A 14,224-nucleotide genomic window follows, 5' to 3' on the forward strand; every position below is an offset into this window, starting at 1 on the left:
GGATATCGGCGGCATAAGGAGCGTGCGCCCGTGCAGTTCGACGACAACGCCAATCTGGACACCTCCGAGGTCAAGGACGTCCGCGGCAGCCGGATGAAGAGCAAGGCGGCCATGGGCGGCGGTCTCGCCGGCATCATCGCGCTGATCATGGGGCTCTTCTTCGGGGTCGGCCCGGACAACCTGGGCCTGACCTCCGGCAACGACGATCCTTCGGACGCCGCGTCGAGCGCCGCCCAGGTGCAGCAGACCTGCCGGACCGGGCAGGACGCGAACACCAAGGACGACTGCCGGATGGTCGCGGTGGTCAACAGCTTGCAGGACTACTGGCGCCAGGAGTTCCCGCGGCGGGGCGCCCGCTACAGCGACGCGCAGACCGTGTTCTTCACCAACCGGGTCAACACCGCGTGCGGCGCCGCGACCTCGGCGGTCGGCCCGTTCTACTGCCCCGGCGACCGCAAGGTCTATCTGGACCTGGGCTTCTTCAACGAGCTGCGCACCAAGTTCGGCTCGAGCGGCGGCCCGTTCGCGCAGGCCTACGTGGTGGCGCACGAGTACGGCCACCACATCCAGAACCTGGCCGGCACGCTGCAGCGCGCCCAGGACGGCCGCACCGGCGCGAACAGCAACGCCGTCCGCGTGGAGCTGCAGGCCGACTGCTACGCGGGGGTGTGGGCGAAGCACGCGACCAGCACGCCGGACGACGCCACGGGCCGCCCGCTGATCACCTCGCTCACGGACGAGGACATCCGCGACGGACTGAGCGCCGCCGCGGCGGTCGGCGACGACCGGATCCAGGAGCGCTTCCAGGGCCGGGTGCAGCCCGAGAACTGGACGCACGGCTCGGCCGAGCAGCGCCAGCAGTGGTTCTACCAGGGGTTCCGCACCGGCGACATGGCCCAGTGCAACACCTTCCGCTGAGCTCTCGCCGCTCGCCGGCCGACCGGTCCGGCGGGGATTGTCAGTGCCCGGTGGAAGACTGGGTCGCAGGTCACATCAGCCGCTGCATCCCCGAGGAAGTGGATCACCATGGCATCGTCACCGACCATCACTCCGACCCTGCTGTACGACGACGCGAAGGCCGCGATCCGCCAGCTCACCGAGGCCTTCGGCTTCAAGGAGGCCGCGCTGTACGAGAGCGAGGGCGGCGTCGTCGAGCACTGCGAGCTCACCTATGGGAACGGTGTGGTGATGCTCGGCTCCAAGAGCCGCGACGGCGTCTTCGCCAAGGCCATGGCGCAGTCGGGCCCCACCGGTCTGTTCATCCATGTCGACGACGTCGACGGACACCACCGGCACGCCGTGGAGCAGGGCGTCGAGATCCTGATGCCGCCCACCGACCAGGACTACGGCTCGCGGGACTACATGGCCCGTGACCTGGAGGGCAACGTCTGGAGCTTCGGCGACTACAGCCCGCAGGGCGGCTGAGCCCGCGCGGGCTGCCCGCACCGGCCTCGCTCAGGCTCCCCCGGTGTGCACCTGGAAGGCCGCCCGCCTCACGGCCTTGGCGAGCGCCGGGTCGGGGTGGGCGGCCGCGAGGGCGACAAGGACCTGGACGGTGCGCGGGTGCCCGACGGCCCGTACCTCGGTGAGCAGTTGGGGAATGGTCGGCTGCACCGCCGCCTCCAGGTGCCGTACGAGGAGCGTGGCCTCGCCGTGGTCGGCGACCGCGGCCGCCGTGTCCACCCACAGCCAGGTCGACTCCTCGCGGCTGAGCACGGTGTGCACGTCCTCGGGGTCGCAGCCCTCCTGCTCGGCGAGCCAGATCAGGGCGTACGGGCGGAGCAGCAGCTCGTCGACGACCGCGCGCACATCGGATTCGGCGGGGGCGCCGACCACGCGCAGGGCCTCGAAGGCGAGGCCGCGCAGCAGGGAGTCGTCGCCGCGGGCCGCGTCGAGGAGTTCGGTGACGGCGCTGCCGACGGGGCGGGCGGCGAGCCAGGCGCGGTATTCGGCGCGGGCCGCGTTGGGCCGCAGCCGTGCGCAGCCGCGGAGCATGCCCTCGGCGGCCTGCTCGATGTTCCCGGCGGGGCTCTGCGCGGCCACGATGATCTGCTCGAGCTTGACCCAGACCGCCCAGCTGCCGAGCGGCGTCATGGTGGCCTGACCGGTGTCCAGGGTGAGCGCGCCGACGGCGGCGAGACCGGCGAGCGCCCAGTCGAGCAGCGGCGCCAGGTCGGTCTCGGCGGGGACGGGTTCGGGCTGCGGGCCGTACGGGATCTCGCAGCGCTCGTCGCGCAGTTCGGCCACGCGCTGGTCGAGCAGGTCGAGCAGTTGCGGCAGGGGCACGGGCCCCTGCGAGAGCTGCAGGACGGACAGCAACTGCGGTACGGCCTCGATCACTTCGGCCACCGCGGCGGAGGCGAGCTCGACGGGCGCGGGGTGCACGAGGGACCAGGCGTCGAAGAGCGCGACCCAGCCACGCAGCACCGCCGAGTCGTCGCGGTCCCAGGCGCGCAGCCGCCAGCCGGCGCGCGCGGTGTCGCCGTGCACCTCGATCAGACCGGCCAGGCGTGCGGTGTCCCAGTCGGCGCGCACCTGCTGCTCCGTCAGCACCAGTGCGGCGGCGGCCTGTTCGGCGCTGTCCGCGGTGAGCAGTCCGCCGGGCGCCGTGCGCAGCACGTTCGGCTGCTCCCCGCCGGTGCCACCGGCCCAGCGGGCGATCCGCGCGGCGGCGGCCAGCCCTTGGCGGGCCATCCCGGCCAGCTCCGCGGGCGCGGGCGTGCCCTCGGGCGGACGGGGCGCGGGCCTGCGCCGGACCCTCGGGGGCGCTGCTGCGGGGACGGGCGCGAGGGGGCGCGGGCGGACGAGTCGGAGTCTGGAGTCGCGCGGGGTACGGGACGTCACGGGGTGCAGTCTTCCCGCTCGGCTCCCGAAAACCCAATCGGGGCCTGCAACTCCGCTCCGGAGGCACACCGCCCACCCGGCACCGTCACACCCGCACCGTCACAGCAACGGCGTCAGGAACCTCCGCATCGCCTCTTCGTACCCCGCCGGGTCCGCGTTCCACATCGCCCCGTGCGGGGCCTCGCGGACGGTGTGCAGCGTGACCAAGTCAGGCTGCCGCGCGGCGAATTCACGGCTGGCGCCCCAGGGAGCCACCGTGTCCTCAGGGCCGTGGAACAGCAGCACGGGCACCCCGACCGCGCCGTGCTTCACGGCCCCCGTGGCCCGGTCCCCCGTCAGCCCGGTCCGTCCCTGTGCGGCGCGCACCGCGAGCGGCAGCAGCGGTCCCGGGGTGCGGCCGGCGGCGGCGAGCGCGCGGACCGTGTTCTCCCAGTCGAGGACGGGCGAGTCGAGGATCAGTCCGGAGATCCGGTCGCGCAGCGCGGAGTGGGTGAGCGCGAGCAGCGCCATGGTGGCGCCGGTCGACCAGCCGTGGACGACGATGTTGCGCGCTCCGTAGCGCACCGCGTAGCGCAGGGCGGCGTCCAGGTCGCGCCATTCGGTCTCGCCGAGGTGGGCGAGTCCGTCCGGTGAGCGGGGTGCGCCGAGGTCGCCGCGGTAGGCGAGGTCGAGCACCGGGATGCGCATGCCGTGCAGGAAGTCCATGACGACCATGGGGTGTTCGCGGGTGGCGCCGAGCCCGTGCACGGTGATCACCCACGTGTCGCGCTCGGCGGGCACGAACCAGGCGGGCAGTCCGCCGAGCTCCCCGGGGATGTCGACGTCGGCGTGGTCGAGGCCGAGCGCGGTCCGCGGGTTGCCGAGGTGGACCTGCGGCGTGAGCCAGACCTTCGTACCGACGTCGAGGGTGCCGTGCGTGATGCGGTCGAGGCGGCGCACGACGGTGTCGGCCGGGTGCAGGGCGTCCTCGACGAGCGGACCGACCACGGCATGGCAGTCATGGCCGGTCAGCCCGTAGACGCCGGGCCGCCGCGAGGCGATGGCGCGGGTCAGGGCGACCTGGCGGGTGGACGTGGCATGCACGGTGAGCGCGGGCTCACCGGCGAGAGGCCGGCCCGGCGAGACCTTCAGGGCGGCATCACTGGCGTGCCGGCCGGCCGCGAGCACGGCCGCGCCGGCGCCGATCAGGGCGGTGACGGCTGCTGCCGTCGCGGTAGCGGGGCGCACGGGTCCAGTGTCGGTGCGTCACGGGCGGGCGGCCAGTGGGCGGGAGCGGTCAGGCGGTCCGTACGGGCGGGTCAGGAGGTCCGTACGGGAGGGTCAGTCGGTGGTGTCGGGCCGCTCCCGCTGCCCGTAGCCCTGAAGCTTCTCCCCCACTTCGCGCAATTCGCCGTCGGAAAGCAGGCGCGGCGTACGACCCGGCACGGAGCTCGCGGTCAGCCACAGCTGACACATCCATTCGAGTTGGGCCGTGCGGTCGTAGGCCTGCTCGAGGGTGGCTCCGTATGTGACCGTGCCGTGGTTCTGGAGTAGACAACCAGTGCGATTGCGAAGAGCCGCCAGCATGTTCTCGGCCAATTCGGCCGATCCGTAGAGGGCGTACGGGGCCACGCGGACCACTCCGCCGAGGGCCGCGGTCATGTAGTGGACGGGCGGCAGTTCGTCGACGAGCGCGGAGACGGCCGTCGCGTGCACCGCATGGGTGTGCACCACGGCCTGCGCGTCGGTCGCGCGGTAGAGCGCCAGGTGGAGCGGCAGTTCGCTGGTCGGGGTGAGCTCGCCGAGCACGGTCCTGCCGTCGAGGTCCACGGCGAGCGCGTCCTCGGCCCGCAGCCGTTCGTACGGGACACCGCTGGGCGTGACGAGGACCAGGTCCCCGACCCGTACCGACACGTTGCCCGAGGTGCCGACGACCAGACCCTCCGCGGCGGTCCTGCGGGCGGTGACCGTGAGCAGGTGCCAGGCGTCGGCGACGGCCTGCTCCTGCTCGCGCGCCTCGGCCCTGCCCTGCCAGCGGGCGGCCGCCTTGTCCTGCCAGCTGCTGCCGCCGGCCTCACCCTCGTCGCGCACCATGGGCCCGATCCTGCCAGGGCCCGCGGCGGTACGGGGCCGAAGCCGGGGCACTGTAGCCCGGAGCCCAGGGCTCCGTAAGGGCGCAAAAGCGCATACGTACCACTCTCTCCGGATTGGCCGAAGATCGATGGGCATCGGGGGGCATCGGGGGATCCCTCGCTACCCTCGGGGGGATTTGTCATGCACGTCGCCATCCGGGGGGAAATATGGCTCGTGACAAAGCGGCACGCCGTCGCAGTCGCCGTATCCGCATGCTGGCCGCGTCCGCGGCGACACTCGCACTGGGGGGAACGGCGCTCGTCGAGTCGCCGGCCGCGGCGGCCTCCAAGCCCAGAGGGCACGACGTCTCCTCGCACCAGAAGAACGTCAACTGGAAGAAGGCCAAGTCCAAGGGTGCGAAGTTCGTCTACGTGAAGGCGACCGAGTCGCACACGTACAAGAACCCGTACTACAACCAGCAGTACAAGGGTTCGCGCAGCGCCGGGCTGATCCGCGGCGCCTACCACTTCGCGCTGCCGAACAAGTCCTCCGGCACCACCCAGGCCCGCTACTTCGCGCGCAACGGCGGGGGCTGGCGTGCCGACGGGTGGACGCTGCCGCCCGCGCTCGACATCGAGTACAACCCGTACAGCAAGAAGAAGTGCTACGGCCTGAGCAAGAAGAAGATGGTCGGCTGGATCCGTGCGTTCAGCAACGAGATGGTGCGCCAGACCGGTCGGCGGCCCGTGATCTACACCAATACGAACTGGTGGAAGATGTGCACGGGCAATTACTCGGGGTTCGGCCGCAATCACGCGCTGTGGCTCGCGCGCTACAGTTCCTCGCCGGGACCGCTGCCCGCGGGATGGTCGTATCCGACCTTCTGGCAGTACGACAACAGCGGTCGTCTGCCGGGTGATCAGAATCTCTTCAACGGCTCGAGCGGGCAGCTGAAGAAGTTCGCCCGAGGTCGATAGGCCCCATTTCGCACGGGTTGGCGCCTTTTACTTGGAAATCAAGGCTGGGCGCCGACCCCGCCTTCGGACACCCAGCCGCCCGTCTCAGTTCACCTTCCGTTCACCCAGGTTGCCTACGTTCATCGAGCCACTGACATCGAACGATTGCCTGGGTAAATGGAACACTTCACGCTGCTGCTCGCGATTGTGATCGCCGTAGCTCTCGTGTTCGATTTCACGAACGGTTTCCACGACACCGCCAACGCGATGGCGACGACCATCTCGACCGGCGCAATGAAGCCCAAGGCGGCGGTCGCCATGTCCGCCGTCCTGAATCTTGTCGGAGCCTTCCTCTCGGTCGAGGTCGCCAAGACGATCTCCAGCGGCCTGGTCAGTGAGGACGGGATCCAACCCGAAGTGATCCTCGCGGCGCTCGTCGGCGCCATCCTGTGGAACCTGCTGACCTGGCTGGTCGGCCTCCCGTCCAGTTCGTCGCACGCCCTCATGGGCGGTCTGATCGGTGCCACCGTCGCCTCGATCGGCTTCGGCGGGGTCAACGGCGATGTCGTCGTCACCAAGGTCCTCATCCCCGCGATCGCCGCGCCCCTCGTGGCCGGCCTCGCCGCGATGCTCGCGACCCGCCTGACGTACAAGCTCGGCAAGAACGTCGGTGAGAAGACGTCGGCGAAGGGCTACCGCGCCGGCCAGATCGCCTCCGCCGGTCTGGTCTCGCTGGCCCACGGCACCAACGACGCCCAGAAGACGATGGGCATCATCACCCTGGCCCTGGTCGCCGGCGGCGCGCTCGCGCCCGGCTCCAACCCGCCGGTCTGGGTCATCGTCTCCGCCGGTCTGGCCATCGCGCTCGGCACCTACCTGGGCGGCTGGCGCATCATCCGCACCATGGGCAAGGGCCTCACCGACCTGCAGCCGCAGCAGGGCTTCGCCGCCCAGACCTCGGCCGCCGCGGTCATCCTGGCCTCGTCGAACCTGGGCTTCTCGCTCTCCACCACGCACTCCTGCTCGGGTGCCGTGATGGGTGCGGGTCTCGGCCGCAAGGGCGGCGTCGTGCGCTGGTCCACCGCGACCCGGATGTTCGTGGCCTGGGGTCTGACCCTGCCGGCCGCCGGTCTGGTCGCCGCGGGCGCCGAGTTCGTGGCCCGTCAGGGCGACTGGGGTGTCGCGGTCGTCGCGGTCTTCCTCGTGGCCTCCTGCGCGGCGATCTGGCTGATCTCGCGCCGCCAGGTCGTCGACCACAACAACGTGAACGAGGTCGACACCCCGGCCGCCGGCGAGCCGGCTGTCGACGGTCCCGGCGTCGTGACCACCGCCATCGCCGCGGTGACCCCGCCGCCGACCGCTGCCGCGGAAGCCGCCGAGGCGGCCGAGGCACCGGCCGCGAGCGCCGTCAAGACCACCATCCCGGCCCCCGCCCCTGCTGCCGACTCCACGCAGCCGGCCGGTGCGACCGCCTGACGCGGCGCGTCCGACACGTAAGGAATCAGCAGCATGAACATCGACTGGGCAGCTCTGGGCTCCGTCTTCGGCGTCAGCCTCCTGGCCACGGTCCTTCTCGTGGGCCTGTTCACCCTGGGCATCCTCGGCCTCTCCAAGCAGGAGGAGGCCGCCGCACAGGGCGGTTCCGCCGCGCTGGCCCGCACCGGCGCGTACGCCTGCTTCGCGCTGTGCGTGGCGGCGGTGTCGTTCGGGATCTTCCTGATCGTCAGCTGAGGTCGTCGGCCTGATCGTCGGCCGAGGTCGCGAACAGCGGCTGAAGCAGTACCGAAGCGCCCGTCGTCCGACCCCCGTTCCGGGTCGGACGACGGGCGCTTCGGCGTACGCCGGTGTGTGTCTGCGCACACTCTTCCGTCGCAGGTCAACGCCGAGTTGACGGGTGTTCTCGGTGCGTGGTGGACTGCCGGAGCCAATACGGCAGCAGCAGAGGAAGCCGGTGCGAATCCGGCGCGGTCCCGCCACTGTGACCGGGGAGTTGATCCCCGGGAGTCAGGAACTCTCGCCGCCGTCTCCTTCTGACCAGGGCGTGGACACCCTGAGTGAGGACGTATCGCGATGCGCGGCTGCTCTGCTCCGCCGGTTCCCCCGCCCTCCCTTGCTGCGGGATGTACGCCGAGTACCTCCCGCATGCGCGTTCTCCGAGGCGTGACGGCCGGCTGACCGGTGAGTGCCGATCGCACTTTCGCGTACGGCGCCGCGGCCGGCCTCCTCGGTGACCTGGTGTTCGGCGATCCTCGCCGTGGGCATCCGGTCGCCGCGTTCGGGCGCGCCGCGAGCGCCGTCGAGCGTGTCCTGTGGCGCGACCACAAGGCCGCCGGCGTCCTGCACACCGCTTTCTGCGCGGGCGGCGCGGTGGCCCTGGGAACGCTCGCGGCCGGCGCCGTACGCCGCTCCCCCGCCGCCTCCGTCGCGCTGACGGCCGTCGCCACCTGGTCGGTGGTGGGCGGCACTTCGCTCGCGCGCGAAGCGTGGCTCATCGCCTCGGCGCTGGACGCGGGCGATCTCGCGGGCGCGCGCGAGCGGCTGCCGCATCTGTGCGGCCGTGATCCGCAGGCGCTCGACGAGGCGGGCATCGCGCGCGCCGTCGTGGAGTCGGTCGCCGAGAACACCTCGGACGCGGTGGTGGGTGCGCTGGTGTGGGGTGCGGTGGCGGGGGTGCCCGGTCTCGTCGGGTTCCGTGCGGTGAACACGCTGGACGCGATGGTCGGCCACAAGTCACCCCGATACCTGAACTACGGCTGGGCTTCGGCCCGGCTCGACGACGTCGCGGGGTGGCCGGGTGCCCGGCTCACCGCGTGCCTCGCCGTGCTCGCGGGCGGTGACCCGCGGGGTGCGGTGCGCGCGTGGCGGCAGGACGCGGGGAAGCATCCCAGCCCCAACGCAGGCCCGGTGGAGGCCTCTTTCGCGGGCGCGCTCGGCGTACGGCTGGGGGGTGTTCTCTCGTACGGGGGTCGAGTGGAGCACCGCCCTGTCCTGAACGACGCCGGGCGCGCCGTCCACGTGGCGGATGTCGAACGGGCCGTGCGGCTCGCGCGGCGGGTGAACTGGCTGGCGTTCGCGGTGGCCGCGGCGGGTGGTGCGGTCGTGGGCCGTGTGTCGCGTGGCGGACTGCGGCGGATGCGTACAGGAAGAGGGATGGCATGAGCGGTGGACTGCTGGTCGCCGGGACCACGTCGGATGCCGGGAAGAGCGTGGTCACCGCGGGGATCTGCCGCTGGCTGGTGCGGCAGGGGGTGTCGGTCGCGCCGTTCAAGGCGCAGAACATGTCCCTCAACTCCTTTGTGACGCGCGAGGGCGCGGAGATCGGCCGGGCGCAGGCGATGCAGGCGCAGGCCGCACGGGTGGAGCCCACTGCGCTGATGAACCCGGTGCTGCTCAAGCCCGGCAGTGACCGGTCGAGTCAGGTCGTCCTGATGGGGAAGCCGGTCGGCGAGATGAGCGCCCGCGGCTACCACGGCGGGCGGCAGGAGGCGCTGCTCGGGACGGTCGTGGACTGCCTGGAGCAGCTGCGGAGTTCGTACGACGCGGTGATCTGCGAGGGGGCCGGGAGTCCCGCGGAGATCAACCTGCGCCGCACCGACATCGTGAACATGGGGATCGCACGGGCCGCACGCTTCCCGGTGGTCGTGGTCGGCGACATCGACCGCGGCGGGGTCTTCGCGTCCTTCTTCGGTACGACGGCGCTGCTGAGCAAGGAGGACCAGGAGCTGGTCGCCGGGTATCTGGTGAACAAGTTCCGCGGGGATGTCTCGTTGCTCGAACCGGGCCTGGACATGCTCAAGGGGCTCACCGGGCGCGCCACTTACGGGGTGCTGCCGTTCGCGCACGGGCTCGGGATCGACGAGGAGGACGGGCTCCGGGTCTCGCTGCGCGGCGCGGTGCGCGAGTCGGAGGTCGCGCCGCCGGTCGGTGACGAGGTGCTGCGGGTCGCGGTGTGCGCGATCCCGCTGATGTCGAACTTCACCGATGTGGACGCGCTCGCGGCAGAGCCGGGCGTGGTGGTCCGATTCGTGGACCGGCCCGAGGAGTTGGTCGACGCGGATCTCGTCGTGATCCCGGGAACTCGCGGGACCGTCGCGGCGTTGGCATGGTTGAGACGGCGGGGATTCGAGTCGGCGCTGAGGCGCAGGGCAGCCGAGGGACGCCCGATTCTGGGGATCTGTGGCGGATTCCAGATCCTGGGCGAGCACATCGAGGACGAGATCGAGTCCCGCGAGGGAGCGGTGGACGGGCTGGGCTTGCTGCCCGTCCGCGTCCGCTTCCGGCGCGAGAAGACGCTGACGCGTCCAGTGGGCAGGGCACTGGGCGAAAACGTCGAAGGTTACGAGATTCATCACGGGGTCGCCGAAGTGCTCGGCGGTGAGCCGTTCCTGGACGGCTGCCGGGTCGGCGGTGTGTGGGGCACGCATTGGCACGGGTCGCTGGAGAGCGACGCGTTCCGCCGTGCGTTCCTGCGTGCTGTCGCGGCGGACGCGGGCCGGCGTTTTGTGCCCGCCGACGACACGAGCTTCGGTGCTCTGCGCGAGGAGCAGCTGGACCGGCTCGGCGACCTCATCGAGGAGCACGCGGACACCTCCGCGCTGCTCAGGCTGATCGAGACCGGTGCGCCATCCGGTCTTCCTTTCATCGCTCCGGGGGCACCTTCATGACCGTTCTTCTTCTGTCCACCGCCGATACGGATCTCCTCGCGGCGCGGGCGTCCGACGCGCCGTACCGCATAGGCAATCCGATGCGGGTGGATGTCACCGAGGAGTTGCCCGGGCTGCTCGACGGCGTCGACATCGCCGTGGTGCGGCTGCTCGGCGGCAAGCGGGCCTGGGAGGACGGGCTCGCGGCGCTGCGCGCGTCCGGGGTGGCGACGGTGCTGCTCGGCGGGGAGTCCGTGCCGGACGCCGAGCTGATGGCCGAGTCGTCGGTGCCCGCGGGCGTGGTCGCCGAAGCGCTGCGCTATCTCGTCGAGGGCGGCCCGGGGAACCTCGCGGAGCTGGCGCGCTTCCTGTCGGACACGGTGCTGCTGACCGGTGAGGGCTTCGCCGAGCCGGAGAAGATGCCGGAGTTCGGCGTGCACGGCACGTATGCGCGCATCGAGGGCCGGCCCACGGTCGGGGTGCTCTTCTACCGTGCGCACGAGCTCTCCGGGAACACGGCGTTCGTCGACACGCTCTGCGAGGCGGTCGAGGCGCAGGGCGCCAACGCCCTTCCGGTGTACTGCGGTTCGCTGCGGGGCGCCGACCCCGCGCTCTATGAGCTGATCGGGCAGGCCGACGCCCTGGTGGCGACCGTGCTCGCGGCGGGCGGCACCCATGCCTCGGAGGCGTCCGCGGGCGGGGACGAGGAGGCCTGGGACATCGGTGCGCTAGCCGACCTCGACATCCCGGTGCTGCAGGGGCTCTGCCTCACGTCGTCGCGAGCGGCCTGGGAGGCCTCGGACGCGGCGCTGTCCCCGATGGACGCGGCGATGCAGGTGGCGATCCCGGAGTTCGACGGGCGGCTCATCACCGTGCCGTTCTCGTTCAAGGAGCAGGGGCCCGACGACGTTCCGGTGTACGTGGCGGACGCGGGGCGGGCCGCGCGGGTCGCCGGGATCGCGGTGCGGCACGCCCGGCTCGGGTACAAGCCCAACGCCGAGAAGAAGCTCGGCCTGGTGTTCACCGCGTATCCGACGAAGCACTCGCGCGTGGGCAACGCGGTGGGGCTGGACACGCCGGCCTCCGCGGTACGGCTGCTCGACGCGCTGCGCGACGCCGGGTACGGGGTGGTGGGGCATCCCGCCGAGGGCGATGAGCTGATCCACCGGCTCATCAACGCGGGCGGGCACGACGTGGAGTGGCTGACCGAGGAGCAGCTGGCGGCCGCGCCCGCGCGGGTGCCGCTGGCCGACTACCAGGCGTGGTTCGACCGGCTCGAGCCTTCGCTGCGCGAGGGCATGCTGGAGGCGTGGGGGGAGCCGCCCGGGTCGCTGTACGTCGACGGGGACGACATCGTGCTGGCCTCCCTGCAGTTCGGGAACGTCGTGGTGATGATCCAGCCGCCGCGCGGCTTCGGGGAGAACCCGATCGCGATCTACCACGACCCGGACATGCCGCCGTCGCATCACTACATGGCGGCGTACCGCTGGCTCGACCACACCTTCGGCGCCGACGCGATCGTGCACATGGGCAAGCACGGCACGATGGAGTGGCTGCCCGGCAAGGGGCTCGGTCTGAGCGGGAGCTGTGCGCCGGACGCGGTGCTGGGCGAGCTGCCGCTGATCTATCCGTTCATCGTGAACGACCCGGGCGAGGGCACCCAGGCCAAGCGGCGCGGTCACGCCACGGTCGTGGACCATCTGGTGCCGCCGATGGCCCGCGCGGACACCTACGGTGACCTGGCCAAGCTGGAGCAGCTGCTCGACGAGTACGCCCTGGTGAGCGATCTCGACCCGGCGAAGGCTCCGGCGGTGCGGGCCCAGATCTGGACGCTGGTGAAGGCCGCGGAGCTGCACCACGATCTGCATGTCGACGATCAGCCGGACGACGAGGCGTTCGACGAGTTCGTGATGCACATCGACGGCTACCTCTGCGAGATCAAGGATGTGCAGATCCGCGACGGCCTGCACATCCTCGGCGGCGGTCCCGTCGGCGAGCCGCGGGTCAACCTCGTGCTCGCGGTGCTGCGCGCCTCGCAGGTGTGGGGCGGTACGGCGCATGCGCTGCCGGGTCTGCGGGCCTGTCTGGCCGAGCATTTCGGCCTGGTGGAGAAGGAGTTGCTGGCGGAGCCCGGGGCGGCCGTGAAGGTGGCGGACGGTCTGACGGCGCTCGTCGACGGCCCCGCGCGCACCGGCGCGGATGCCCTGGACCTTCTGGAGCAGTTGTGCCGCCGGCTCGCGGAGGGAATGGAGGCACAGGACTGGCAGCTGTCGGCGGTGCGGGACCTTGTGCGTGACGTGCTCGGGGTCGAACTGCCGCCCGCGGTGGCCGTCCTGGGCTTCGCGTGCGAGGAGGTCGTGCCGCGGCTCGCGCGGACCACGGACGAGATCGGGAACATCCTGCGGGCCCTCGACGGGGGTTATGTGCCGGCCGGTCCTTCCGGCTCGCCCACGCGTGGCCTGGTGAACGTGCTGCCGACCGGGCGGAACTTCTACTCGGTCGATCCCAAGGCCATCCCCTCACGCCTCTCGTGGGACGTGGGGCAGGCGCTGGCCGACTCTCTTGTCGCGCGCTATCTCGCGGACACGGGCGAGTACCCGAAGTCGGTGGGCCTCACGGTGTGGGGCACGTCGGCGATGCGCACCCAGGGCGACGACATCGCGGAGATCCTCGCGCTGCTCGGCTGCCGGCCGGTGTGGGACGACGCCTCGCGCCGGGTCACCGGCTTCGAGGTGGTGCCCCTGGAGGAGCTGGGCCGCCCGCGGATCGATGTGACCGTGCGGATCTCCGGCTTCTTCCGTGATGCGTTCCCGCATGTGGTCGCCCTGATCGACGACGCCGTACGGGCGGTGGCGGAGCTCGACGAGCCCGCGTCGTCGAACTACGTACGGGCGCACGCCGACGAGGACACCGCCGAGCACGGCGACCGGCGGCGGGCGACCGCGCGCGTCTTCGGGTCCAAGCCCGGTGCGTACGGGGCCGGGCTGCTGCCGCTGATCGATGCGCGCAATTGGCGGTCCGACGCGGATCTCGCCGAGGTGTACGCGGTGTGGGGCGGCTATGCGTACGGGCGCGGGCTCGACGGGCGGGCCGCGCGCGCCGACATGGAGACGGCGTTCCGGCGGATCGCCGTCGCGGCGAAGAACGTGGACACGCGCGAGCACGACCTGGTCGACGCGGACGACTACTTCCAGTACCACGGCGGGATGGTCGCCATGGTGCGCCATCTGACCGGCGACTCGCCCGAGGCGTACGTGGGCGACTCGGCCGTTCCGGACCAGGTGAAGACGCGCACGCTCGGCGAGGAGACACACCGGGTGTTCCGTGCCCGCGTGGTCAATCCGCGCTGGATGGCGGCCATGCGGCGGCACGGCTACAAGGGCGCGTTCGAGATGGCGGCCACCGTGGACTACCTGTTCGGGTACGACGCCACGGCCGGAGTCGTGGACGACTGGATGTACGAGAAGTTGGCCGCGGAGTACGTGTTCTCGCCGGACAACCAGGAGTTCATGCGGAAGTCCAACCCCTGGGCGCTGCGCGGGATTTCGGAGCGGTTGCTCGAGGCGGCGGAGCGAGGGCTGTGGGCCGCGCCCGATCCGTCGACCCTGGAGCGGCTTCGGGCGATGTATCTGGAGCTTGAGGGTGACTTGGAAGGTGATGGGTCGTGAGCGCCCCCGTCATCCGAGCTCCGTTCGGATCTGCTCAGACGCCGCAGGGGCTGACAGTGGA

11 protein-coding genes and 1 riboswitch are annotated in these 14,224 nt (G+C 71.5%); of the genes, 8 read left to right on the forward strand and 3 right to left on the reverse strand.

Features of this window, described 5'->3' with window-relative positions; all coding sequences use genetic code 11:
- Positions 1-30 precede the first annotated feature (30 nt).
- A complete protein-coding gene (locus ACIBI4_RS15550) occupies positions 31-918 on the forward strand; it encodes a neutral zinc metallopeptidase (RefSeq protein WP_399204389.1) in 888 nt (295 codons plus the stop codon).
- 108 nt (positions 919-1,026) lie between these two features.
- On the forward strand, positions 1,027-1,425 hold the full coding sequence (locus ACIBI4_RS15555) for a VOC family protein (RefSeq protein WP_399204390.1): 399 nt from the start codon (positions 1,027-1,029) through the stop codon (positions 1,423-1,425).
- 30 nt (positions 1,426-1,455) lie between these two features.
- On the opposite strand, the gene ACIBI4_RS15560 is transcribed toward ACIBI4_RS15555, so the two are convergent.
- The 3 genes from ACIBI4_RS15560 to ACIBI4_RS15570 form a co-directional block, all read right to left on the reverse strand.
- Positions 1,456-2,844: a hypothetical protein gene (locus ACIBI4_RS15560; protein WP_399204391.1), complete on the reverse strand. Its 1,389-nt coding sequence runs from the start codon at positions 2,842-2,844 to the stop codon at positions 1,456-1,458.
- Between the two features lie 99 nt (positions 2,845-2,943).
- Positions 2,944-4,071 (reverse strand): alpha/beta hydrolase, encoded by a 1,128-nt coding sequence (locus tag ACIBI4_RS15565; RefSeq protein WP_399204392.1) that lies wholly within the window; start codon positions 4,069-4,071, stop codon positions 2,944-2,946.
- 93 nt (positions 4,072-4,164) lie between these two features.
- Positions 4,165-4,917 (reverse strand): class II aldolase/adducin family protein, encoded by a 753-nt coding sequence (locus ACIBI4_RS15570; protein ID WP_399204393.1) that lies wholly within the window; start codon positions 4,915-4,917, stop codon positions 4,165-4,167.
- A gap of 206 nt (positions 4,918-5,123) precedes the next feature.
- Between ACIBI4_RS15570 and ACIBI4_RS15575 the strand changes: the two genes are divergently transcribed.
- From ACIBI4_RS15575 to cobN, 6 genes are all read left to right on the forward strand, one after another.
- A complete protein-coding gene (locus ACIBI4_RS15575) occupies positions 5,124-5,873 on the forward strand; it encodes a lysozyme (protein WP_399204394.1) in 750 nt (249 codons plus the stop codon).
- Positions 5,874-6,029: 156 nt separating this feature from the next.
- On the forward strand, positions 6,030-7,328 hold the full coding sequence (locus ACIBI4_RS15580) for an anion permease (protein WP_399204395.1): 1,299 nt from the start codon (positions 6,030-6,032) through the stop codon (positions 7,326-7,328).
- 33 nt (positions 7,329-7,361) lie between these two features.
- Positions 7,362-7,583 (forward strand): hypothetical protein, encoded by a 222-nt coding sequence (locus ACIBI4_RS15585; protein WP_399204396.1) that lies wholly within the window; start codon positions 7,362-7,364, stop codon positions 7,581-7,583.
- 162 nt (positions 7,584-7,745) lie between these two features.
- Positions 7,746-7,887: riboswitch (cobalamin riboswitch) on the forward strand.
- Positions 7,888-8,030: 143 nt separating this feature from the next.
- Positions 8,031-9,011, forward strand: coding sequence for a cobalamin biosynthesis protein (locus ACIBI4_RS15590; protein ID WP_399204397.1), 981 nt, complete (start codon positions 8,031-8,033; stop codon positions 9,009-9,011).
- Complete coding sequence (locus ACIBI4_RS15595; protein ID WP_399204398.1) at positions 9,008-10,516, forward strand: cobyric acid synthase; 1,509 nt, start codon at positions 9,008-9,010, stop codon at positions 10,514-10,516. Before ACIBI4_RS15590 ends, ACIBI4_RS15595 begins: the two co-directional genes overlap by 4 nt.
- Positions 10,513-14,163, forward strand: a complete 3,651-nt coding sequence (gene cobN, locus ACIBI4_RS15600) for a cobaltochelatase subunit CobN (protein WP_399204400.1) — start codon at positions 10,513-10,515, stop codon at positions 14,161-14,163. Before ACIBI4_RS15595 ends, cobN begins: the two co-directional genes overlap by 4 nt.
- Positions 14,164-14,224 lie beyond the last annotated feature (61 nt).

Origin of the sequence: Streptomyces sp. NPDC050418 (assembly GCF_044458745.1) — a bacterium.
Classification (GTDB): Bacteria; Actinomycetota; Actinomycetes; order Streptomycetales; family Streptomycetaceae; genus Streptomyces.

What these genes read in the sequence shown, in the direction of transcription:
- ACIBI4_RS15570 (WP_399204393.1), bottom strand. Translation starts at nt 4,917, where the DNA reads ATGGTGCGCGACGAGGGTGAGGCCGGCGGCAGCAGCTGGCAGGACAAG.
- cobN (WP_399204400.1), top strand. Translation starts at nt 10,513, where the DNA reads ATGACCGTTCTTCTTCTGTCCACCGCCGATACGGATCTCCTCGCGGCG.
- ACIBI4_RS15595 (WP_399204398.1), top strand. Translation starts at nt 9,008, where the DNA reads ATGAGCGGTGGACTGCTGGTCGCCGGGACCACGTCGGATGCCGGGAAG.
- ACIBI4_RS15555 (WP_399204390.1), top strand. Translation starts at nt 1,027, where the DNA reads ATGGCATCGTCACCGACCATCACTCCGACCCTGCTGTACGACGACGCG.
- ACIBI4_RS15575 (WP_399204394.1), top strand. Translation starts at nt 5,124, where the DNA reads ATGGCTCGTGACAAAGCGGCACGCCGTCGCAGTCGCCGTATCCGCATG.
- ACIBI4_RS15585 (WP_399204396.1), top strand. Translation starts at nt 7,362, where the DNA reads ATGAACATCGACTGGGCAGCTCTGGGCTCCGTCTTCGGCGTCAGCCTC.
- ACIBI4_RS15580 (WP_399204395.1), top strand. Translation starts at nt 6,030, where the DNA reads ATGGAACACTTCACGCTGCTGCTCGCGATTGTGATCGCCGTAGCTCTC.